The sequence below is a fragment of the Zooshikella harenae genome (assembly GCF_018837975.1).
GTDB classification, from domain to species: domain Bacteria; phylum Pseudomonadota; class Gammaproteobacteria; order Pseudomonadales; family Zooshikellaceae; genus Zooshikella; species Zooshikella harenae.
The window spans coordinates 82,856-107,138 of the sequence record NZ_JAGSOY010000001.1; the positions used below are offsets into that span (position 1 = coordinate 82,856).

18 protein-coding genes are annotated in these 24,283 nt (G+C 43.5%); 9 read left to right on the top strand and 9 right to left on the bottom strand.

Translation table 11 applies throughout. The annotated features are described in order from the left end of the window. Window positions 1-15 precede the first annotated feature (15 nt). From KCG35_RS00360 to pilG, 7 genes are all read right to left on the bottom strand, one after another. Window positions 16-1,101: a chemotaxis protein CheB gene (locus tag KCG35_RS00360; protein ID WP_215817670.1), complete on the bottom strand. Its 1,086-nt coding sequence runs from the start codon at window positions 1,099-1,101 to the stop codon at window positions 16-18. After that, entirely contained in the window at window positions 1,094-7,828 is a 6,735-nt protein-coding gene (locus tag KCG35_RS00365; RefSeq protein WP_215817671.1) for an Hpt domain-containing protein, read from the bottom strand. Before KCG35_RS00365 ends, KCG35_RS00360 begins: the two co-directional genes overlap by 8 nt. A gap of 17 nt (window positions 7,829-7,845) precedes the next feature. After that, the gene (locus tag KCG35_RS00370) at window positions 7,846-8,709 is read right to left on the bottom strand and encodes a CheR family methyltransferase (RefSeq protein ID WP_215817672.1); all 864 of its coding nucleotides are present in this window, start codon (window positions 8,707-8,709) and stop codon (window positions 7,846-7,848) included. A 65-nt stretch (window positions 8,710-8,774) separates the two neighbouring features. Beyond that, window positions 8,775-10,802: a methyl-accepting chemotaxis protein gene (locus tag KCG35_RS00375; RefSeq protein WP_215817673.1), complete on the bottom strand. Its 2,028-nt coding sequence runs from the start codon at window positions 10,800-10,802 to the stop codon at window positions 8,775-8,777. 102 nt (window positions 10,803-10,904) lie between these two features. Then, window positions 10,905-11,447, bottom strand: coding sequence for a chemotaxis protein CheW (locus tag KCG35_RS00380; RefSeq protein ID WP_215817674.1), 543 nt, complete (start codon window positions 11,445-11,447; stop codon window positions 10,905-10,907). A 26-nt stretch (window positions 11,448-11,473) separates the two neighbouring features. Next, entirely contained in the window at window positions 11,474-11,833 is a 360-nt protein-coding gene (gene pilH, locus KCG35_RS00385) for a twitching motility response regulator PilH (protein ID WP_094789489.1), read from the bottom strand. A 75-nt stretch (window positions 11,834-11,908) separates the two neighbouring features. After that, window positions 11,909-12,316, bottom strand: coding sequence for a twitching motility response regulator PilG (gene pilG, locus KCG35_RS00390; RefSeq protein ID WP_027706675.1), 408 nt, complete (start codon window positions 12,314-12,316; stop codon window positions 11,909-11,911). Window positions 12,317-12,635: 319 nt separating this feature from the next. On the opposite strand from pilG, the gene gshB reads away from it, so the two are divergent. The 4 genes from gshB (at window position 12,636) to ruvX (ending at window position 15,678) form a co-directional block, all read left to right on the top strand. After that, on the top strand, window positions 12,636-13,598 hold the full coding sequence (gene gshB / locus KCG35_RS00395; protein WP_215817675.1) for a glutathione synthase: 963 nt from the start codon (window positions 12,636-12,638) through the stop codon (window positions 13,596-13,598). Between the two features lie 113 nt (window positions 13,599-13,711). After that, window positions 13,712-14,587, top strand: coding sequence for an energy transducer TonB (locus tag KCG35_RS00400; RefSeq protein WP_230408917.1), 876 nt, complete (start codon window positions 13,712-13,714; stop codon window positions 14,585-14,587). Window positions 14,588-14,640: 53 nt separating this feature from the next. Then, complete coding sequence (locus tag KCG35_RS00405; RefSeq protein WP_215817677.1) at window positions 14,641-15,216, top strand: YqgE/AlgH family protein; 576 nt, start codon at window positions 14,641-14,643, stop codon at window positions 15,214-15,216. Between the two features lie 27 nt (window positions 15,217-15,243). Beyond that, a complete protein-coding gene (gene ruvX / locus KCG35_RS00410; protein ID WP_215817678.1) occupies window positions 15,244-15,678 on the top strand; it encodes a Holliday junction resolvase RuvX in 435 nt (144 codons plus the stop codon). A 76-nt stretch (window positions 15,679-15,754) separates the two neighbouring features. On the opposite strand, the gene KCG35_RS00415 is transcribed toward ruvX, so the two are convergent. Further along, window positions 15,755-16,897, bottom strand: coding sequence for a PilT/PilU family type 4a pilus ATPase (locus KCG35_RS00415; protein WP_215817679.1), 1,143 nt, complete (start codon window positions 16,895-16,897; stop codon window positions 15,755-15,757). Between the two features lie 48 nt (window positions 16,898-16,945). Next, window positions 16,946-17,980 carry a type IV pilus twitching motility protein PilT gene (locus KCG35_RS00420; RefSeq protein ID WP_215817680.1) on the bottom strand — a complete coding sequence of 345 codons (1,035 nt, stop codon included), beginning with the start codon at window positions 17,978-17,980 and terminating at the stop codon, window positions 16,946-16,948. A gap of 233 nt (window positions 17,981-18,213) precedes the next feature. Here KCG35_RS00420 and KCG35_RS00425 point away from each other — a divergent pair, with 233 nt between their 5' ends. From KCG35_RS00425 to metX, 5 genes are all read left to right on the top strand, one after another. Further along, window positions 18,214-18,900 carry a YggS family pyridoxal phosphate-dependent enzyme gene (locus KCG35_RS00425; RefSeq protein ID WP_215817681.1) on the top strand — a complete coding sequence of 229 codons (687 nt, stop codon included), beginning with the start codon at window positions 18,214-18,216 and terminating at the stop codon, window positions 18,898-18,900. A gap of 34 nt (window positions 18,901-18,934) precedes the next feature. Further along, window positions 18,935-19,753, top strand: coding sequence for a pyrroline-5-carboxylate reductase (gene proC / locus KCG35_RS00430; protein ID WP_215817682.1), 819 nt, complete (start codon window positions 18,935-18,937; stop codon window positions 19,751-19,753). Window positions 19,754-19,896: 143 nt separating this feature from the next. Next, entirely contained in the window at window positions 19,897-20,514 is a 618-nt protein-coding gene (locus KCG35_RS00435; RefSeq protein WP_215817683.1) for a YggT family protein, read from the top strand. Window positions 20,515-20,901: 387 nt separating this feature from the next. Continuing rightward, complete coding sequence (locus KCG35_RS00440; protein ID WP_215817684.1) at window positions 20,902-22,866, top strand: dynamin family protein; 1,965 nt, start codon at window positions 20,902-20,904, stop codon at window positions 22,864-22,866. 271 nt (window positions 22,867-23,137) lie between these two features. Next, entirely contained in the window at window positions 23,138-24,283 is a 1,146-nt protein-coding gene (gene metX / locus KCG35_RS00445) for a homoserine O-succinyltransferase MetX (RefSeq protein ID WP_215817685.1), read from the top strand.

Below are 24,283 nucleotides of genomic sequence, written 5' to 3' on the forward strand. Positions count from 1 at the left end.
CGCATCAAATCATTTCTAGGCTGTTAGTCCAGGATTTTTTTTTATATCAGCTACTAATGTTTCAACCAATTGTTGAGCAAGCAGTTGAGGTGTACCACTAAAAGCACTAAGCCCCTTAGCCACTATCGCATCAGGCATCGTACTACTCGCACAACTTTCTTTACACTGTGTCCATAGCGGTAGTTTACGTTCAGCATAAAACTCAGCTGCATCAGCACCATCCTGGCCCATGCCGCTAAAAATTATGGCGCCACATTTTTCCTGAAAACCTGCCAACACATTGAGCATCACCTGGTCTATTGAGGGGTTATAGGGACCAGGCCAGGTCTCTCCAGTGAACTGAACCGTCTGATCAAAATCGAAGACAATTTCTTGTTCTATAGGTACCACAAGCACTTCACCACTCCGGAGCCTATCCCCTTCAATGACATTTTTCACTTTTAAACAGCTATGCCGGCCAACAGAGTTAACTAATACTTCTTCAAAGCTTACATCGATATGTTGTGCATAAACAAAGGCAATGGGTAAATCACTTGGCAGACAGTCTAAAAATGCTTTAACAGCACTCGGCCCACCCAGCGATGCGCCTAACACCCATATTCGTTGTGGATCTTCTGATGCAAAATCCCTATTCGGCAAGTCAGGTAACTCGATAACCTTTTCCCGAGCCTTAAAATCAAGCTTTACAGGGGCTGATAGCGTAGGAATGGTTGGCCGCTCAACAGATTGCTTATCTTCAACCTGCTCTTGCAATGTGGGAATGACTTCTTGCTCAAACTTTGCCAGTATTCGCCTTTCCCAGCGCGGGTATAGCTCTGAAGTTCTGGCAGGAGCCTCACCTTCACCAAATAACACGGGCACTTCACTTGTATCCAGCAAGTCATCAAGTGGTTCAGCCCAGCCATCCTCTCCAATTATATCAATGAACCACGCATCAACCTTTAGTTCATGGTGGCTTGGCTCAAGACGGTCAGGTGAGGTATTGATTAACACATCATAGTGATGGGTTTGCATCAACACTTGTAGTAGATGCCGTTGCAGCGATGAATCTGCAACAACACCTATTTTTCCCCGCCATCCACTTTTGCCTTCATTAGGCATCCGTTTTTACCATTCGCTCAATTGTTTCCAGTAAGGGTCCTTCCTGGAAGGGTTTACCTAAGTATTCATTGACTCCAATGGCCAATGCACGCTCCCGGTGTTTCTCGCCAGTACGCGAGGTTATCATAATAATAGGTACGCTCTTTAAACGTCTGTCATTTCGTACGGTACTGGCAACCTCAAAGCCATCCATTCTTGGCATTTCAATATCCAGCAACATGACGTCTGGCTTGCGATCTTGCAACAAGGAAATGGCTTCAACACCATCCCTAGCCAGTAAGACCTCATAACCATTACGCTCTAACAATCGAGAGGTTACTTTACGTACCGTTACTGAGTCATCAACAACCATAACAAGTGGTGCACGATCAACTTTAGCAACAGGTACTTCAACCTCTTCAACCACTTCTGCAGTAAGAAGCAAGCCTTGATGAGCGAAGTCAGAACGTATCAGTGCGACCACATCAAGGATGATTACAACGCGACCATCACCCAAAATAGTAGCACCAGATACACCAGGTAAGCTCGCAAACTGGAAGCCAAGACTTTTTACAACTATCTCCCGGCTACCCGCTAAGCTATCGACTTGAAGTGCAACACTGTGTTCAGCACCACGTGTCAAAATCACGGGTAAGGGTGCCAACGCACCCTGTAAATTAGGCTTGCCAGATCGATGTAACAAGTCGCCCAGGTACTTCAGCTTGTAATCCTGGCCAGCATATTCGAAGTCTGGAGCATCATCTTCATAATACGCTTCAAGCTCATAAGGACTAACCCGAACGACCCCTTCAATGCTGTTTAAAGGAATAGCATATAAGTCCTCACCAATGTACACCATCAATGCACGGTTAACCGATACCGTGAAAGGTAGTCGAACTCGAAATGTTGTTCCTTTACCTGGTGCTGAGTGAATCGTGACTGAGCCACCCAGTTGTTTTATCTCGCTATGCACAACATCCATACCCACACCACGACCTGAAATCTGGGTAACAGCGCGAGCCGTACTAAAGCCTGCTTCCAAAATAAACTGCAGTATCTCATTATCGGAAAGGTCCGCCTCTGGGTCCATGAGTCCGCGTTCAATCGCTTTCGCTCTGACTGCATCAAGGTTAACCCCACTGCCGTCATCACTCATCTCCAGCAGAATATCACCGCCTTCACGAGATAAACTTAATGTGACTTGCCCTACAGCATCTTTACCTGATGCCTTACGCAGCTCTTCTGACTCTATACCATGGTCAACCGCATTACGTAGCATATGTTCTAAAGGCGCAACCATACGCTCTAAAACGGTTCGGTCCATTTCACCTTCAGCGTTCTCAACATTAAACTCAACTTGCTTGTCCAGCTCGCTGGAAATCTGCCTGACAATTCGGCGTAGCCGCGGCATTAACCGGTTAAAAGGTACCATGCGTGTCTGCATTAACCCTTCTTGCAGCTCAGTATTAACGCGAGCCTGCTGCAGTAGAAGTGTTTCAGCATCACGGTTTTTATCAACAAGTGCTTCCTTTAAGTCCATCAAGTCACTGGCAGACTCAAAGAGTGAACGAGATAGCTGGGTCAGCTCGGAGTATTGGTCCATTTCTAATGGGTCAAACTCTAAGGCCATTGATGCAGCCTCTGCTTCGTGCTTAGAGATAATTTGAGTTTGTGTCTCAATATCAAGACGGCGAAGCTGCTCACGTACCCGCTCAATAGTGGTATGCATTTCCTCAAGCGTAAAACTAATATCGGAGATTTGCTGCTCAACCCGACCTCTCGAAATACTGGTTTCCCCTGCGAGGTTAACCAGGCTTTCCAATAAGTCAGCAGGTACTTTTACCATTTCTTGGGGCTGGCGACCTTTAGCACCCGCTCGCTTTGCCGCTGAAATTGGTTTCACTTTGGCAGGAATGGTATCCCCTGGTGATACCACTTCTGGCACCTTGGGCTTTGGCGTAAAGGGTAAAATCTCTGCTGATGGCTCTGCTGCAGGGGAAGGTTTTTCAACAGGTGCAGGCTCTTCACCTGACATATGTTTTTTCACATGATCAGCATGCGTTTGTAGCTGATCTTGCCGAGAGAAAACATCAGCAAAAAAAGCACCTTCCAAATCAGGTAAGCGATTTTGAGCTTGGGTAATAAACATCTCAAACTCATGAGTAAAATCACCCAACTTAGAAAGCCCTGCGAGACGGGCTCCCCCTTTCAGTGTATGAAGCAGACGTAACAACTCATCTGCATATTGGCCATTAGCAGGGTCTTTCCGCCAAGCATCCGTTGATCGCTCTACACCATCGACTAAGTCAACAGCTTCTTCCAAGAATATATCCAGCACATCAGTATCCGCCAGCGCTAGATCATCTAGATCTTGAGTAATTTCAGGCTCATGAGGACTAACCTCCGCCAGCTCACCAGTACCTGACGGAGCCTGGCCCTGTTCTAGCTTTGGAGGGCTGGCTTCCTCAAGCTCACTCGACTGCGATAACAGTTTGTGAATATTTGGAATACCGCTATCAGGATTGGCTCGGTAGGTTTTTAATGAGTCAATAAGCCAGTCGACATTTCGACAGCGCCCTTGAGTTTGAAGCTCATCAAGCATATCTGCTAGTAAGTCATGGCATGCCAGCAGCAGATCAAAGAGTGGCGTTTCTGTCTTCAAACGACCATCACTTAAACCTTCATAGATAAACTCCAACTCATGGCTAAAATCACCAATCGGGGTGATCTCTGCCATTCTGGCACCACCTTTTAACGTATGCAGATCTCGTTGTAGTTCTTTCACTTCCATGGTGCTTTCTGGATTTTCAATCCACTTTTGCAAAGAGCTAGCTGTGCTTTCCATAATATCGCCAGCTTCTTCCAGAAAGATCTCAACAAGTTCAGGGTCTATCGAAGGGCCTTTTTCTTCTTCAGTGACCACTACAGCGGGTGGAGGTACAGGTGCTTGTTCAACAGGTGTAGGCTCTTGAGTGCTTAACTCTAATGCTTCTTCACCTAGCTCACCCAATTGAATTGGCTCTTCTGGAACTTCTTCTGCCTCAATATTTAAGGTTTCCAGCTCTCCTTCTGGTAACCCCATATCTATATCGGTATCTACTTCAATAATTGGTAGCGTTTCTTCATCAAGGCTTAAAGACTCTTCTAGATCTGCATTCAGATCAATTTCTTCTACTTCAGCAGGCTCAGCCAGCTCAATACTTTCTTCCTGCTCCATTGTTAATCGATGGAGCTGCTGAATACACTCAGTAGCAGGCTCTACTGTTTGCACTGCAGCTATGCTATCCATCATGCTTATTAGCTGTTCATGGCCATCACGAACAGCTTTGAAAAAGTCATCACTTAATGGGCATCGTCCTTCAACCACGGCTTTATAAGCATCAATCAGTGCTTCACAGAGCTCCGCAACAGGGTCTAACTCAGCAATTTCTGCGCCTTTAGCCAGAGTTTCCAGCTCCTCTAGGAGCATATTCAACTCATCACCTGCAACTGGGTTACGACTCCATTCCTCAAGAATCTCCCCGGCATCCAGCAGTACTTCCATGCCTTCAGCTAAAAACATAGAGATAACTTGGGTATCTTGTTCTACAGTCTCATCTTCAGATGCTTCTTCAGCAAACAGTCGCTTATGGATCTGCGCTACATCGTGCAAAAACTGATCAAGCCCATCAAGTTGCAACAGAGGGTTAGCTTTCATTGATGCTAAAGCAACTTCACCAAGATCAGTCGCTCTTTGAAGGATAAGAACAACCTCTTGATCCGCTTTAGCCAAATTCGCTCGTAAATCCTTAATCAACTGTTCCAGGGGTGAAACAAGTTGAGCGATACAAACAACACCCGCCATATGAGCACTACCTTTTAGGGTATGAAGTGCTCGCTGCAATGCTTCATCAATAGCAATAGGTTGTTTGACTTCATGATACTGGGCGACAAACTGCTTAAGCGTTTCAAAGTGAGAAACCGCTTCATCATGGAAAATATCAAGCAAGACAGGATCAAACTCAGGTACTGCCTCACTGGGTAATGATACTTCCACTTCTTCTGTTTCTGGAAAATCTTCCTCAGTCAATCCCATCTGTAGCAGCTCAAGCTCTTCTGCTACTCCACCTTTCTCTTCTTCTGGCAGTGGAATTGCTTCAACTTCCTCAACAGACTCAGCTTTAGTTTCCTCATCTTCAGCAGGTAACTCCTGCTCATCCTCCGTTAATGTTTGAACTGAGGATTCCCAAATAGCTTCACTTGGTGTTAACTCCTCAGCCTCAAGTGTTGCCTGCTCTTCAGCGAAGTCTTCTTCAGTTATAAGTGGCTCTTCTGCTGGCTCCTCAACTGCTACGGGCTTTTCAAAAGGTAACCCTTTAGCATAAGCCTCCGCTTCAGCAATAAATGCATCAACATCAGGTGTTTGTTTCTGCTGCTTGTTTTCAAAGTCTTTAACCAGTCCTGGCAGCCTATTAGTAACTCTCCTGGCCAGATCGAAAATATCATCACTAATGCTGATGGTATTATCGATCACTCGATTTAGCATGTTTTCAATAGCCCAGGCAAGTTCACCAACCACAGTGGCTCCTACCAAACGACCACTACCTTTTAAGGTATGAAATGCTCGCCTAACCTCACCACGTGCATCAGCATCATCAAGGTTATGCTGCCATTTAGGTAAGTATTCATTAATGGTTTCTAAAACCTCACCTGCTTCTTCGATGAAGATTTCAATCACCTCATCATCGATCAGGCTTTCTTCTTCTTCATCAACAGGCTCAGGTTCTGCTGTAACGGTTACAGGCTCTTCAGGAGGCGCTTCCAAAATACCTTCAACTGGCATCTCTTGAGCAACTTCTTCCAGTGCTATGGCTTCTTCTGGCTCTTCTTGAGCCTCTTCAAGAGTTATAGCCTCAGGCTCTTCAACAGGTAGTACTTCTTCAAGCGCTTCAGGTTCTTCAGACTCCTTCAGTACTGGGCCTTCTTCTTCATCACCTGAGGTGTCTGCAGCTTCTTCCGCTTGACGGGCTTCAGCTTCTGCCAGTACTTCAGCTTCTGGTCTTACTGGGGACTGACGCAAGTCATCACTACTAAAACCTAAGTGAACAAGACTTTCTTCCGCAACATCAAGAATCAATTCATTCTGACTGGTATTACCTTCAGAAAGCCGCTCTAAATAATATTCCACGCTGGTTATAGCATCAGCCAGAGTATCCAGCGCTTGCCATTGAGGTACTTGTTTCTTATCGAGTAATTGTTCTTTTACATAACGTCGACAGGCTGCAATTAATGTTGCAGCCCTTTCTAACGGAATCATGACCAAGCCGCCACGAACAGCATCCAGAACTTCAGGTACGTTTAATAAGTTCTGATGATTCCACTGTGAAGCAATAAACTCGATAATCGCATCTTTGGCTTGTTCTAACCCATTCCTTGCTTCTCGAATAACCGCTTCATGTGCCTCACTCATCTCAGAGACAGGCACAACACTCTCTGTCACCCGCTGCTTGCCAGTAGAGCTATCAATAATCCCTGTCAGGGTTGCTTCGACATAAAGCAAAGAACCCGCAATATCCATGAGAGCAGCATCATCCATCTCTCTGCTACCAGCAACCATCTGTTGCATGATATCAAGCTGCTCCATAAGCACTTTACGAGGGATTCCAAGCCCTAAAACTGCTATTGTATCTGCTATACGTTTAAGTACAGGCACTTGCTCTTCAAAGTGCGTCATATCCCGACGGTCACTACGAACAAAAAGATCCAGCGCCTCTTTGATACTTGTCAGCTCATCAGTTAAGACAGTAACCACAGAAGCCATTGCTTCTTTATCTGGCCCTGAGAACAAGTCTCTTTCCTGATTCAGGGTATCTTCATCGGGCAGTGCATCAACAAGGTTAAAGGCTTCTTTAAGTGCTCTAATACGTGGTGTTTCATTATCAGCTTTTGCAACGTAGTAGAGTAGATTCTTGAGTAAATCATCAGGTGCTGGCTGATTGAGTGACTCTGGACCTTCTTCAGTGACCCGTTTTAACTCAATATCAATTTGTCTTAGTAATGCGCGTATGGTTGAGCTGTTATGAATCGATCCATTATTGAGCCCATCAATTACACCTGATGCAATCCACCATAATTGCCCCAAAGGGGTTTTCATGAAGAGCTGCTCAAGCCGATTAAAAACTTTTGCCATATAGCCTAGGTTTTCTGCCATATGCTGGTCGCGCAAAATACCTACCATGGCAAACTGATACATCTGTCGTAGCTTACGCACCAATGTATTAAAGCTTTCCCCCTTTAACTTGGCTAAAGCGGCATCACTCAGCTTTGGGTTTCTTTGGCTTAAATCAGGAGAAAATAATGATGTTTCTGAAAGGAGACTTTCACCACGAGCAGCACGAATATCATTAAGAATAGGTAGCAGAATAACAGGTAAGTCACGGCGTCCACTTTGGACCCTATCCAGATACATGGGTAACTGGAGCATTGCCTGCATGAGTACTTCGTGTGCTTCCCCCTTATTAGAGACAGTTTCATCCAGTAAGCTTTTAGCAAGCGCCTCCATTTCTTCTGCAAGCAACGCAGCTCCATAAAACTCCACCATTTGCAAAGTACCATGCACCTGGTGAATATAATTCAAGCAAAAGCGAAGCTTAGTAGAATCCTGGGGGTTTTCCGCATAAGCCTCTAGCGCTTGCCGTGCTTGTTTAAGCGTTTCTTCTATTTCACCTTTAACCCAGTCCAGGGCTACATAGTCGTGGCGATCACCCATAACTACTCCACTTGTCATCAATTCGCAGCCTTATGCTTGATAAAAGCTAAAGCACGATCAGTGTATGCGCGCCGCAGATCTGAGTGCTTCCAATCTACAATTTCCCCTAGCCCTAGCACCAATAACCCCCCTGGTACTAAACGCTCAACTAGGCAATTCACGATCATCTTGCGCCGCCAACGTCGGAAATAAATCAGTAGGTTTTGGCAAAAAATAATATCCATACCGTACATTGGGGCCTTATTAAGCTCCAAAACATTAACACGGGAAAAACAAACCCGCTCTTTAAGCTCTGGATTTACCTCAAATTTTTGCTGCCCAATACTTCTAAAGTATTGATCACGAATGTCTGCATCTATATTTTCTAGTTTACGCTGACTATAGATTCCCTGCCTGGCTTTAGCCAAAGCAGGCACACTAATATCCGTTCCAGTTACACCAAAATATTGAGATTTGCCTTGTTTACCGAGAACTGCATTTGCGAGCATCGCCAGAGAATATGGCTCTTCACCGGTTGCGCAGCCAACACTCCAAATTTCAATAGGCTTGTTGAACTCGCTTACACGTTGGCTTAAGTATTCTTCAACGACTTCAAAGGATGGACGGTGCCGAAAGAAGCTGGTTTCTTGAACAGTCAAACGATCTACAAGAGTTGTCCACTCTTGTGCTGCAGCAGGGCCATTCATGATCTCTTCAAAATAGGTTTGATAATCTGAATACCCCAACTCACGCATGCGTATACCAACACTGGTTTGTAAGAACGACTTTCTTTGCTCAGATATACGCATGCCAGTCCTATCTTCAAGAAGAGACTGCCACTGCTCAAACTGTTGTTGGTCCATGTCAGGCAGTGACTGCATTGACCAATCTTTAGTTATCATGCTCACTTACTTCAGGCGACCCACCTTTGAATTAAACTAAACGATGTCATATACCAAAGGGGTTATTAACCTTCTGGCAGTTTAAAACCTGCTACCGATTTCCGCATTTCAGTAGCCAGTTCAGCAAGGTGTCCGATAGAGTTAGCAGTCGCATTGGTACCCGCAGAGGTTTGTGCTGTAATCTCTTGAATTACGTTCATCGTATTAGAGATATGACCTGCTGATGAGGCCTGTTGACGTGCTGCGTTAGAAATGTTTTGAATCAAGTCAGCAAGGTTTTTCGATACTTTCTCAATTTCTTCCAGTGCCACCCCCGCATCTTGTGCCAAGCGAGCACCTTTTACCACTTCTGAAGTTGTTTGCTCCATCGAGATTACTGCTTCGTTGGTATCGGTCTGAATGGTTTTAACCAACGCTTCAATCTGTTTGGTTGCAGCAGATGCACGTTCCGCCAAGCGCTGTACCTCATCGGCAACAACCGCGAAACCACGTCCTGCGTCCCCAGCCATCGATGCCTGAATCGCCGCATTCAATGCCAGAATGTTCGTTTGGTCGGCGATGTCATTAATCAGCGATACGATATCCCCGATTTCTTGAGATGATTCACCCAGACGCTTAATACGCTTAGATGTATCCTGAATCTGTTCACGAATCGTATCCATCCCGGCAATGGTATTTTGTACAACCTCATTACCTTTATTCGCAATAGCCACCGACCGCTCCGCTACCGCAGCTGACTCAGAGGCGTTAGCAGATACCTGGTCAATCGAAACAGCCATTTCATTAACCGCTGCAGACGCGCCTGCAATTTCCTGCGCCTGGTGTTCTGCCGCTTCAGCAAGATGCATTGCTGTTGCCTGAGTTTCTTGGGCTGCAGAAGCCACTTGTACCGCAGTATTGTTAATGGTTGATACCAGCTGCCTCAGCTGGTCGATAGAGAAGTTGATAGAGTCCGCAATCGCACCCGTGAAATCTTCTGTTACCGTCGCCGATACGGTTAAGTCACCATCCGCCAGGTCAGCAAGTTCATCAAGTAGACGTAATATAGCGGCCTGGTTTTGCTCGTTATGTTCTGCTTGTTCCTGTAAGCGTTGGCGGGTATCACGAACCATAACCAAACCAATCAAGACAATTGATAATACAGCCAACAAACCAAATAATGCCCCAGTTTGTGTACTGATTACCCGCTCACCCTCTAAGTCTTCAAACAGCGTTACTAACTTAGATGCTTCTTGTAGCAGTAATTGTGAGTCAGCGAAGATCTGGTCTGACGCTTCACGTACCTGAAACAGCTCAGGGGAAGTCTCAAGAATTTCATCCACACTACCATCAACAAACTCAAACAAGTCAGAAATTTCATTTAACCGGTCGATAGCCTCGCTGTCAGTTACTCGTGTAATACCCAGCTCGCTATCACCATTGATCATTCCACGTAAAACGCGACCAAATAAGCTTGCATCTCGACCGAAGCTATCAGCGGCCATAACTGAGTCTTCAGTACCTTCCAAAACTTTGTTTACACTACCCAGAATACGTTCTGCCAACCAAGATTGCTTTTGTGCTAGTGCAACCTGTGCTGCAGGTGCATTAGTTTCCAAAAGGATTTCTACCACCTCATCATATTCAATTTGTAGCTGTGGGACTGTTTCAGATAAGGTGCCTGCCACATCATGCAGTGAGAGTACAGTATCTTCTGTATTCATGATGTCATTAGCGTTTTTACTCACTCGCTGCCATATCGTCGCTAGGGAATTCATCTGCTGATTTAGAGTTTCTGAATTCTGCTGCACTACTGCAGGTAATTCATCAGAACCCTTCTGCAATGTAGTGAAACTAGAATTGAAAGCGTCATGGGCTTTACGCAGCAGTTTAAATGCATCACCCTTACCTGCTGCAGCCTCTGTAGAGTTTTTCGCTATCTGCTGAGAAAGTACCCGCAACTCCCCTGAGTGACCTATATATTCCTTGTCTTCAGAGGCTTTGTTATTTACATAAAAGAAGTTTGCGATCATCGCAACTAATGAGACAATTAACAGCACAAACAATGCAGCGATTATTTGGCTGGTTTGGTTCTTCGCAGATATACCCTTCATATGTATTTGGCCCCCACATGGCCTACAGCTTCTTGTTATGGCACAGTGTTAAACAAAATAATGGTGGTTACGCCACCCTGCTGCTTCCTACTACTTCAATTCCTATACAGCAACTTTTGAAAAGCTTGGGTGCTCTGCCAGAGCATACAGGCTAAAAATCAGCCAGCGACCATCTTCTCTCTCATAAGAGCCCGTCACAAAAGACTGAAGCGCTTCTGGTGTGTTGCGTGGTATTTGATCTGAGTAGCCATCCACAGGGAAATGCTGCATCCCCATGACCTCATCAACCACTAATCCGCTAAACAGCTCACCATGTTCAACAACCAGTATGCGCCGGCTTTTTCGTGCAGAAGCCAGCTGATGTCCGAGAAAAGTTGGTAAATCCATTATGGGTAACAATCGTCCACGAACATTCGCGATTCCCTTTACCCAACTTTGTACTCCTGGCAATTGAGTATAGTTAGGAACTGGTAAGATTTCTGCCACTTCACCCATTGGGGCCACAAAGTTCAAGTTAGCAAGACGGAAACCTATTCCACTCCACTGGGCTTTAACTTCAGTTTGGGCTGGAAGACCCGCCGCATGTTGACGGCAACGTCTAGCAATCGATTGAAGAAGCTCAAAAGGATGTTGCACTTCTGACATGATTTAAACCACTCTTACAACCAGCCTCAAAGTACATTATTGAGTGTTTTTACCAAAACAGATTCCTCGACAGGTTTCGTAAGATAATCTTTTGCACCCTGACGTTTACCCCATACACGATCTGTCTCCTGATCTTTTGTCGTAACAATAATCACAGGTATATGACTAGTATCAGGATCTTTCGTCAACTGTCGTGTAGCCTGAAAACCATTTAATCCAGGCATAACAATGTCCATTAATACGGCATCTGGCTTCTGATCTCGTGCTAGTGCAACACCATCAGCGCCGTTATCAGCTTCCAAAACTTCATGGCCGTGCTTTTCTAGCATTTCTTTAAGCTTGTACCGTTCAGTAGGAGAGTCTTCAACAATTAATACTCGAGCCATAAATCCCCCAGCTACAAACATTACCAAGACCACTCCACTATAAAGGAATGGCTCTTTAAAATTACTTAAATCAAATTACGCATTGGCAGAGGCGCTAGAACTCGTATTTACATGCGCCCGAATTGCCCCAAGTAGCTCTTCTTTGCTAAAAGGCTTAGTGAGATACTGGTCAGAGCCAACAATGCGGCCTTTTGCCTTATCAAACAAACCATCTTTGCTTGATAGCATAATCACAGGTGTCGATTTAAATGCACTGTTATTTTTGATCAGTGCACAGGTCTGATAACCATCAAGGCGTGGCATCATGATATCAACAAAGATGATGTTTGGCTGCGTATCTGCAATTTTAGCCAGGGCATCAAAACCATCAGTCGCAGTCACGACTGTACACCCAACTTTTTTGAGCAGAGTTTCCGCTGTGCGACGAATAGTCTTACTATCGTCAATCACCATCACCTTCAAACTCTTAAAATCATCTTCCATATCTTAAGCCTTCAGCCCAAAGGAAATTACTTTTGTCTCATTAGCAGTGGTTTGACCACTAAAAGTTAGACAGAATTCCATGCCGTCAAATGTTTTAACACACATTCCTAGTGCAATCTATAAGAAACGTTACGTGTTCAACATTCCTTTATTGTAGCCTCTTGACAAGTATATGAGGGAGCTTCTATTCCTTGAAGCATATTTGCATATAGCTAGCAACTGTTTACCTTATAAATAGTTTAGCTATCAAATGGCAATAAGGGTAAACTTCATCACCTTAAACATATCTTTAAACTGAAGGCAACACTAGGGTGTGTATATGACAGTACGGCTCGGAATAGTGATGGACCCTATTAAAACTATCAATTATAAAAAAGATAGTTCACTAGCAATGTTAATTGCCGCACAAAAACGCGGCTGGTCCCTATTCTACCTGGAGCCTGAAGATATCTACCAAAACCAAGGTCAAAGCATGGGCATTGCCAGCCCATTAACCGTGTTTGAAGACCCCAACCACTGGTTTTCTTTGGAGGAACCACAACGCATTCCTTTATCAAGCCTTGATGTTATTTTAATGCGTAAGGATCCACCTTTTGATAATGAATATATTTATGCCACTTATTTATTAGAGCAAGCCCATAACCAAGGCACCCTGGTTGTCAATAACCCACAAAGTCTTAGGGATTGCAATGAAAAGTTCTTTGCAACTCAATTCCCCCAATGTGCACCTCCAACGTGTATCTCACGACGAGTAGACTTACTTAAAGAGTTTGCAGCTACTTATGGTGATGTTATTTACAAGCCGTTAGATGGTATGGGAGGAAGTTCTATTTTTCGTGTACAACCCAATGACTCCAACTTAAGTGTCATCATTGAAACGCTAACACTACATGGCCAGCGGCAGATCATGGCACAACAATATATTCCTGCTATAAAAGAAGGCGATAAGCGGATTCTCCTTATAGATGGCAAGCCGATACCCTACGCACTTGCTCGGGTACCAGCCAAAGGTGAGCTACGTGGCAACCTGGCCGCAGGGGGCTCTGGTGTTGGTCAGCCTCTCTCTGAACGAGACTTATGGATTGCTGAACAAGTTGGCCCTGTTTTACAGGAAAAAGGGCTTATTTTTGTGGGTCTTGATGTTATTGGCGACTTTTTGACAGAAATAAATGTCACAAGTCCTACCTGTATTCGAGAACTTGACGCTATATTTCAATTAGATATCGCTTACGAACTGATGAATTGCATAGAAAAAAAGCTCCAAGCGCGGAGTACTTCATAGACTTTTTCATACAGGGTTGGCAAACTTGCCCCTTTTATCAGCCTCCTGCAGGTTAATATGGGGCAAGGCGCTTCAAACCAAATGGAAGTAAACTAAGCTGGATGAGTAACGGTATGGTTCAAGCGAAAACTCTAGTATCTGCCAATGATCGCCTGCTATTTAATCTATTTATTGCGTTAGTAATTCATGCGCTGGTAATTTATTGCGTAGGTTTCAAGTCACCTGATAAACCTGCTCCTACTCAGACACTAGAGATCACTTTAGCAAATTACAAAAGTAGTCAAAAAATCAAAGATGCAGACTTTTTGGCTCAAGCAAACCAAGAAGGTAGTGGAACACAAAAAGAGAAAGCACTTCCCACAACAAATCGGAAAGCACAATTTCGTGATAATCAGGTAAGGAAAGTAGTCCCCCAACCACAACCTCAAGCAGCTCCTACCCAAAAGCAGCAAAAATCCAATATAGTCACGACCACCCAAAGTAGTACTCAAAAAATTCACAAGCAGCAAGAAGAAAAAAAGAAACTTAAGAAAAGCAGCCAAGAGAAAACACGCCGCCGCATAGACTTAAGTTCAGAAATTGCATCTCTTGAAGCTCAGTTTGACCAGCAAGTTCAAACCTATGCCAAGCGTCCTCGCATCCATCGCTTAACTGCAGCCTCTACAATGCAGGACAAAGGTGCATACTATAAAGATGCTTGGCGCCGTAAGGTTGAACGTGTGGGTAACTTAAACTATCCCCAAGAAGCCAGAGAACGCAAACTGTACGGTAGCCTTCGCTTACTGGTAGCCATCAATGCAGATGGCAGCCTTCATAACATTCAAGTTATGAAATCATCAGGTCATAAGATTCTTGACTCTGCAGCAATAAAGATTGTTAAAGCTGCAGCACCATACCCTCCTTTCACAGGAGACCTCAACGACATTGATATCCTTGAGATTATCCGCACATGGCGGTTTGAAAAGGGTAACTACCTTTCAAGTTTTTAGTTTTTCTTTCCTTGGGGCTTGTATTAAAAGAATGAAGCCCCAATACTTTTAATATGAATACTACACCTACCCAAAGCTTCAAGGATCACTTTTTAATTGCCATGCCGCACTTAAAAGATCCAAACTTTGCTGACTCTGTGACTTATATTTGTGAACATAACGAGCAGGGAGCAATGGGTATTGTAATTAATCGCCCAACAGGCTTAACCTTGGATGAGATCTTCCGCCAAGTGGGTATTACCCCTTCTCATGGCAATGCTCATGTCAGTGATATCATCTGTGCAGGCGGTCCTGTTGAACTTGAACGAGGCTTTGTACTTCACCCCCCCAGTGATAGTAGTTGGGATGCCACCCTGCAAGTCGCGCCTGGTATTCAGCTAACAACGTCAAAAGATATATTATTAGCTATCGCCCAAAATGAAGGTCCTGAAAATGCACTTATCGCACTAGGTTATTCTGGGTGGGATAAAGGTCAACTTGAGCAGGAAATTCTCGATAACTCTTGGCTGGTTTGTAAAGCTGACCCAAATATTCTATTCAAAACACCCATTGGTGACCGTTTGAATGCAGCTGTTGCCGCATTAGGTATTAATCGCAGTATGCTTTCTCCTGTTGCCGGCCACGCCTGATCTACGTTGAATACCCCAGAAATTAAAATGACTATACCCTCTACCATAAAGAGTCTTTTGGCTTTTGACTTTGGGACGCAATCAATAGGTGTGGCAACAGGTCAGCGCCTTGTTGGAACAGCCTCTGTTTTACCCCCTATCAAAGCACGTGATGGTATTCCAAACTGGGATGTAATAGCTGATATCATCAAAGAATGGCAGCCTGATGCTTTTGTGGTAGGTATTCCTTGCAATATGGATGGTACCGAGAGCGAAATGAGCCGAAGGGCAAGAAAGTTTGGTAACCGACTTCACGGCCGCTTCAATAAGCCTTGGTTTCCTATGGATGAGCGACTAAGTAGTTTCGAAGCAAAGCAATATGCTGCAGAACTAGGACATAAGGGAGATTATGCGGCAAAGCCTATAGACAGTCTTGCTGCACAGCTTATTCTTGAGACCTGGCTGGCTCTGCATCCTATCTAAACCAGCACTTGCAAGATCATGGGCTTTTTTTATTCATCAAATGATAATTATTGAACAAGCTATCCCTTTCTTACCTCTAAAACAGGCGCTGTCTATCTGTGTCTTCTTCTTGAATACTAAGGCCACCAGCAACACTATTCAGGTGCTCAGAGTCTGTTTCAGAACCTAGTTTAATCATTAAACGTAAGTCATTGGGTGAGTCAGCGTGTGCCAGTGCATCTTCATACGTTATTTCACCATGCACATACAAACTATAAAGCGCTTGGTCAAATGTCTGCATACCCAACTCAGTTGACTTAGTCATTAAAGGTTTTAACTCATGCACAGCACCTTTACGAATAATATCAGATGCTAATGGTGTATTGAGTAATACCTCAATAACTGCACGTCGTCCTTTTCCATCCGGTGTAGGCACCAATTGTTGTGCAATAATTGCACGTAAGTTTAACGATAAGTCCATCCAGATCTGCCCATGCCGATCAGCAGGGAAAAAGTGGATAATCCGATCAAGCGCCTGGTTAGCATTATTTGCGTGTAATGTTGCAAGGCACAAGTGTCCTGTTTCAGCAAATGCAACAGCGTACTCCATGGTTTCTCGGCTTCGAACCTCACCAATCATAATGACATCAGGAGCCTGACGTAATGTGTTTTTCAATGCTATTTCAAAACTATCGGTATCAAGGCCCACTTCTCGCTGAGAAATAATACAACCACGATGTTGATGAATGTACTCGATAGGATCCTCAATACTGATAATGTGCCCAGAGCTATTGGCATTTCTGTGGCCAATCATTGAAGCCAATGAGGTTGACTTACCTGTTCCTGTTGCACCCACAAAAATAATTAAGCCACGCTTAGCCATAGCTAAGTCTTTAATCACATCAGGAAGGCCTAAGTCATCCACTTTTGGAATACTTGTTTCAATACGCCGCAGCACCATGCCAACAAGGTTACGCTGATAAAAGGCGCTTGCCCGAAAACGACCAATACCTCGCGCACTTATAGCAAAGTTACATTCATGGTTTTCCAAAAACTCTTGCTGTTGCTTTTCATTCATTACCCCCAAAACAGTTTCTCTGGTTTTTTCAGGAGACATTGCTGTTTTGGTTACAGGCACTATACGTCCATGAACTTTAATACTGGGTGGCACACCTGCGGTAATAAATAAGTCAGAAGCCGCTTTTTCCACCATTACACGTAATAACTTCTCAATTTCCATAAAACCAACTCCAATGAAAATGCTGAAAACTCAACAGCAAATATATCTTTAAAAGTTCTCAGGTATTTTGGCTTTTTCTTTGGCTGATTCTTTGGAAATCAGGCCACGCTGTAGCAAGTCTTTAAGACACTGATCCAGTGTTTGCATCCCCACACTGGCACCCGTTTGAATCGCTGAGTACATCTGAGCTATCTTATCCTCACGAATCAGGTTTCGAATAGCTGGTGTACCAATCATGATTTCATGGGCTGCAATACGACCACCACCAACTCGCTTTAACAACGTCTGAGAGATAACCGCCTGCAAAGATTCGGATAACATAGAACGAACCATAGATTTTTCTTGAGCAGGGAATACGTCAACCACCCGGTCAATCGTTTTTGCTGCTGAGGTTGTATGCAAAGTCCCAAATACTAAGTGACCCGTTTCTGCTGCTGTCAGGGCTAAGCGGATAGTCTCCAAGTCCCGCATCTCACCTACCAGAATAATATCGGGATCTTCCCGCAACGCTGAACGCAAGGCCTCGGCGAAGCCTAATGTATCTCGGTGAACTTCCCGCTGGTTAACCAAGCATTTTTTTGACTCATGAACAAACTCAATGGGGTCCTCAATTGTCAAAATATGCTCGTAACGATGCTCATTAATGTAGTCCAACATAGCCGCAAGTGTTGTACTCTTACCTGAACCGGTTGGCCCCGTTACCAGTACGATTCCCCGAGGAATGGCACAAATATTTTTAAATGTTTGCCCCATTCCCAGCTCTTCCATCGTGAGTACTTTAGAAGGGATGGTCCGAAATACCGCACCTGCACCGCGGTTTTGGTTAAATGCATTAACCCTAAAGCGTGCTACACCTGGCACCTCAAATGAAAAGTCTGTTTCCATAAACTCTTCATAGTCACGCCGTTGCTTATCGTTCATGATATCGTAAATCAAACCATGAACTGTTTTATGCTCCATAGGTGGAAGATTGATGCGACGAACATCGCCATCAATCCTAATCATAGGAGGCAATCCTGCAGAAATATGAAGGTCTGATGCCCCCTGTTTTGCACTAAATGCCAACAACTCAGTGATATCCATTTGAGTTCCCCAAACATTTATAACTTCTTTTTTTACAGCTTAGCTCTGTCTTTCCAAAAGCCCTAATCTACCTGTACAGCTAGCTATCCAGCTTAAGACCAGCCTCGCCATAACACACTTTTTTTCAAGGATAAGTATGGCTTCTTTTTGAAGTGAAAGCCTTTGTGAATATTTTGATTTAAGATGACATGGTTTATTATCCTCTTACCAAGCAGTCTGAATCGTGGTTTACCATGTCAAACATAGCTAATAACCTACAGGCCATACGCCAACGAATAAGTACTGCTCAGCAGCTAGCTGGGCGAAGTGAAAACGATGTACAACTATTAGCTGTAAGTAAAAACCAGCCTCTCGAGTCATTAGAAGAAGCCTATGCAGCAGGCCAGACCTTGTTTGGTGAAAATTATCTACAGGAAGCCCTGCTCAAAATAAGTAAACTGTCCCACCTAGATATTAGTTGGCATTTTATTGGACCTATTCAGTCCAATAAAACCAAAACAATTGCTCAACATTTTTCTTGGGTACATAGTGTAGATCGTTTAAAAATAGCACAACGCTTAAATAATGCCCGCCTGGGCATGGTTCCGCTTAATATATGTATTCAAGTAAATATTAGTGAAGAACCATCTAAGTCAGGGGTTTTACTCGACCAACTGGAGCCTTTAGCGGCTGAAATACTACAACTGTCTAATTTGTCTTTGCGCGGACTAATGGCAATTCCTTTAGCCTCCGCAGACCCAATAGTTCAACAGCAACAGTTTCATCGACTGGCCCAAGCCTTAAAGCACCTTCAGCACACATTCCCTGAAGCAAAGCTAGATACATTATCCATGGGGATGAGTAATGATATGGAAGTAGCCATAAAAGAGGGAGCCACTATTGTGCGAATTGGTACAGCCCTATTTGGTGCCAGAAAATAACCAGCCTGCAACAAGTAACCAAAAAGGAGTTCTCATGCACAAACCAACGCTTGCTTTTATTGGTGCAGGCAATATGGCTAAAAGCATCATAAACGGGTTATTAACACAAGGTTATTCGCCTAACTTAATCTGGGCTACAGATACTAAAGTGGAAACTTTAACATCTCTTGCTTCAAACTTGGGTATCAACACCAGTAGTGATAACAATGAAGCAGTGAAACATGCTGATATCGTCATCTTGGCTGTTAAGCCTCAAGTAATGTCAGGTGTGCTAAATGGATTAAGTGACCAGCCATCTTTAGATAAAACATTGTTTTTATCCATTGCCGCAGGTATTACAACATCATCCATTCAACAACACTTTAACATTGAACTCCCCATTATTAGAGCAATGCCTAATACACCAGCAATGATTGGCTGTGGAGCAACAGGACTATATGCTAATGACTATGTCTCTGATGAACAAAAAGCTTATTGTGAGTCAATATTTAACGCTGTGGGCATCACTTGCTGGGTAGATGACGAAAATACGCTTGATACTATTACCGCCATTTCAGGCAGTGGCCCCGCTTATTTCTTTCTTTTCATGGAATCTCTCATTGATGCAGCTATTCAACATGGGCTCTCTCCTGATATAGCAAAACAATTGGTTATGCAAACAGCCAAAGGAGCAGCCTTAATAGCCAGTGAAAGTGACCAGGAAATAGCCACTTTACGACAAAATGTGACTTCACCAGGAGGAACCACAGCTCAGGCGTTAAGTGTGTTTGAACAAAATAATTTGCGACAACTGGTCAATAAAGCAACCACTGCCGCAAAACAACGCGCCCAAGAACTTAATGACCCTAAGTAACACTACTATTGAAAATAAAGGCTAACATCCTTATTTGATTAATCACTAAAGGTCAGTAGTCAACAATAATGGTGACACAACATGGTAAAAAGCTGACCTAACAAGAATATGCGCTCCAGAAATCAGCAAGGATTAATAAATCTATGCATTCGCCTATACTCAGTTCACTAAACTACATCTTACAGACCGTAGTAGGACTCTATATTTTAGCTGTTCTGCTTCGCCTTATATTGCAGCTTGTTCGTGCAGACTTTTACAACCCCATTTCGCAGTTTATTGTTAAAGCCACTAATCCTCTTTTGATACCTTTGCGTCGCATTGTTCCTAGTGTAGGAGGCATTGATACGGCGAGTTTGGCACTGGCTTTTATTATTCAAATACTTCTGTTGTATATCATTGCTGCTTTTGATGGAATTCTTCCCTCAGATTTAAGTGTTTTTGCAGTAATATTTACTGCGTTTCTATGTTTATTGGCCGCTATTCTTAAATTTTATTTTTTTGCACTTATTATTATTGCGATAGCAAGCTGGGTTGCACCAGGAAGCTACAATCCTGCCTTGATTATTCTCCACCAAATGACTGAGCCAGTAACACGTATAGTGAGAAGAGTAATTCCACCATTAGGAGGGCTCGATTTTTCTGTCATGGTGATCATTTTTATCATTTTCTTTGTTGAGCAAGGGTTATTAGTCAGCCTGGCAAGTATCAACAGTGAAGTGCTTTCTTTAAGTATCCGCAGTGTTGTAATGCCACTTCATTAATCACAAAACAGTTAACGTTATTTCTTTTTACCATAAGCGCTTGTTAAGAGCGCTTTTTTATTACAGATACAAACAACATGCTTACAGGATGGACTCAACATATATACAAGACACTTGCACTATGACTTTTACGCCAACTCAAAGAAACCTATGCCTTTTCTTTCAATGTTGATTGAATATTTTTATTAGAAAACACAACAAGTGACTTAAAAAATAAGATTAGACGTCAATTATTTGACAATTTTGCGCAGCTCGTCACATTACCCCCCTACTTACATTGACCAATTCGCTTCCGCTTCGTTTAATTGATATGACATGCCTGAAAATGGCGGGAATCTCTTTGCTTGGATGTAAGGCAGCGGCAACAGGATAAGAAGGTAGTCATCGATGAGTCGTGGCCAACTAGTATGCCAAATAGAAAACTATATTCAATGGAAGCTTGACCTCAAAAATCAGCTAGCCCGTTATAATGCTTGGTTAAAAAATAATAAACTTGATAACCAAGAGTTAGAGCAACGTATTTCTCGAACCACTCGGCTTCTCAATGAAGACCGTATAGGGTTGGTTTTCACGGGTGAAAACTCCAGAGGTAAAACAGAACTGGTCAATGCATTATTTTTCGCCACGTATGGACAACGATTGCTGCCCAGCGAGGTAGGCCGCACAACCATGTGCCCCACAGAGCTAACCTTTGACCCAGCATTACAGCCAGCAATTCGATTGCTTCCAATCGAAACCCGTAAAAGTGACCAACCAATAGAATACTATCAAGCGGTGCTCAGTCACTGGACGACTATTCCACTCCGCTCTAATAATACTGAAGAGCTAACAAAAGCCTTCAATGAAGTATCACGTACAAAGCAAGTCTCAGTGGAAGAAGCTATCGCATTAGGCTTTTCCCCCGGAGCACTCGAAACTAATGAAGCCAAACCTGGCACTGTATTTGTTCCCAGTTGGCGTTATGCCGTCATTAACTTTGATCACCCCCTTCTGCACCATGGCATTCGAATCTTTGATATGCCCAGCTTAGATGCCTATGGTAACGAGCCAGAAGTAGCACTGAATATACTAAATACTGCACAAGCTATTTGTTTTGTTGTTAGTTCTGATAACGGTGTTGGGCTGGGGGATTTAACATTATGGCGCCAGCATATACGTACATTTCTTGACGAAACGGATAAGTCACTCATTCCTGTTCTGAATAAAATAGATTTATTGTGGGATGAGCTTGAAGGTGAGCGGTTTACCAATTTAACCATTGACCACCGTAGTCGTACAGTGGCTAAAAAATTGTCACTTGAAGCTACACAAATACTTCCTGTATCAGCCAAACACGCCATCTTGGGTAAAACCAAGAATAATGCTCGATTCCTAGAGCGAAGCCGAATTCAGTCTTTGGAAGAAGAGATTTCCAACGCGATTAGCCAACATAAGGAAGGCTTACTAAACCAGAATGTTTTACGGGGTACACTCGATCTGATGCATAACAGCCGAAATAGTATGGTTGAGCGTCACAATGAGCTCCGCGAACAACAACAAAAAATCAGTAGTGACCATAATAACGCCATTATTGATTCATTTAACCAACAAACAAAGCAAGAACACGATCTCTTCCACAAACGTTTACTAACACTGCGCTCAAATCGACGAATGCTAGCCAGACAGTCTGAGCTCCTCCAGGCAGCAGCAGAAACAAAACAGTTTGAACAATACCTATTTAAAATAAAGCAAGACTTAGTCAATAACTGGCAGCCTGGCGCAAGCCTTGCCCAAGGCATCTCAGAGTTCTTTAGAATGATTTACCTTGATTTAAGCTCTCTGCAAATGGAGGTTGGCATGGCAAATAAGCTCGCAGCCTCACTTTATAGAAAGCATGGGAATCATGATAAAAATACAGCTAGTGTATCAAATACAGAAAGCTTTAAGCCTCCTCAATTTGACCTCAACCGCTTTATTCGTCAGTTAAGGGCGTTACAAAGTCGTGCAGAAGGCATTAACCTCCAGTTAAAGGATTACATCACTAAAGATGGATTAACTGTTCAACGCTTTTTCAATGCACTGCTATTGAACACAAAAAAAGTGCTTAATGCCCTACAGAAAGAAGTACTTTACTGGGACGAAGATGTTCTGTTACCCCTTACTCAGCATACCCTGGAGCAAAAGCAACTTATTGAACAACAAATGGTCCAGCTGAAAAACCTTATGATTGATACTGGCCAACAATGGCGTGCTGAGAAGTTAGGCCTATTTATCAATGACCGAGAAAAACAACTTGCTGTTGCAGATACTTTTATGGGCAGTGACTTATCACCAACGGGTAATACAGACTTTAATGGCAATCTGCCGTTTTAATATTCATCACTAAAAAGTAATTCCACAGGCCATAGTTCAAATAGTCAAACCTTAACAAAGCTCATGGCCTACCTTCCTGCCTTTTAACTGATCTGGCGCTTAGCTGATACAGTATTAACTTGCTTGTTGTGTCATAGGCTTTCAACCGCTATGGTATTGTTTCAGTTGATGTTATGCTGTGATATGCGAATATCACTCGCAAGCTGAAAGTATACCCTCCATGCAGGGTATAGCATGTGCTTGTTACACTCATCATTGGTTTTTGAAGTATATGCCAGAATCAATTCCTGCCGATTCCGTAGGCCTTGTTACGCCCGAAACGATCACTTTTGATGATCCACTAACACTCGCTTGTGGTAGAACATTAAAGGGCTATCAGCTTAAAGTAGAAACCTATGGAAACCTCAACACCAAAAAAACCAATGCTGTACTTATTTGTCATGCACTGAGTGGGCACCACCATGCAGCAGGCTACCACTCCATGTCAGACCGAAAGCCTGGCTGGTGGGATAATTACATAGGCCCAGGCAAGCCTATTGATACGAATGAGCTGTTTGTTGTTTCTCTGAATAATATTGGAGGCTGCCATGGCTCCACAGGACCCACCTCTTTTAACCCTGAAACAGGTAAGCCTTTTGGTCCTGACTTTCCCGTGGTAACCGTCACTGACTGGGTAAATACTCAAGCAGCACTAGCAAACTACTTTGCTATTGAACAGTGGGCTGCTGTTATTGGTGGTAGCTTAGGTGGAATGCAAGCACTACAGTGGAGTATGACTTACCCTGAACGACTCCGGTACGCACTAATTATTGCTTCAGCACCAAAACTATCAGCACAAAATATTGCCTTTAATGAAGTTGCCCGCCAAGCCATTATGAAAGATGAAGACTTTTATGGTGGACGTTATCTTGAAAACTCAACGTATCCCAAAAGTGGCTTGATGTTAGCGCGCATGGTTGGCCATATCACTTACCTTTCAGATGCAGCCATGCGAAGCAAGTTTGGTCGCGATCTACGCAGTGGACATCTCAACTTTAACTATGAAGTAGACTTTCAAGTAGAAAGCTATCTGCGCTATCAAGGCGAAGTCTTTTCAGAAGGTTTTGATGCGAATAGCTATTTATTAATGACTAAAGCCTTAGACTATTTTGACCCAGCAGCCGAATTTGATGGAGACCTTACGACAGCACTAGAGCAGACACAGTGTAAATTTTTACTGATTTCGTTCACGACAGATTGGCGGTTCTCTCCTGAGCGCTCTAAAGAAATTGTTGATGCCCTGCTAAATGCCAAAAAAGATGTCAGCTATCTGGAGGTCGATGCCCCAGAAGGCCACGACGCATTTTTATTACCAATAGCCCGTTACAAACAAGCTTTTTACGCATACATGAATCGTATCATTAGGGAAGTAGCATAA